Raw genomic sequence first — 242 nt, forward strand, 5'->3', positions numbered from 1 at the left:
TGCTGGAGGTATCAGAAGTGCGAATGCTGACATAAGTAACGATAAAGCGGGTGAAAAGCCCGCTCGCCGGAAGACCAAGGGTTCCTGTCCAACGTTAATCGGGGCAGGGTGAGTCGACCCCTAAGGCGAGGCCGAAAGGCGTAGTCGATGGGAAACAGGTTAATATTCCTGTACTTGGTGTTACTGCGAAGGGGGGACGGAGAAGGCTATGTCGGCCGGGCGACGGTTGTCCCGGTTTAAGC

At 55.8% G+C, this 242-nt stretch carries 1 rRNA gene; it reads left to right on the plus strand.

Annotated elements, in window-relative coordinates:
* Positions 1-242, plus strand: a 23S ribosomal RNA gene (locus OGV83_RS00115); the annotation flags it as partial.

Source organism: Citrobacter sp. CK189, from assembly GCF_030333505.1.
Taxonomy (GTDB): Bacteria; Pseudomonadota; Gammaproteobacteria; order Enterobacterales; family Enterobacteriaceae; genus Citrobacter_B; species Citrobacter_B koseri.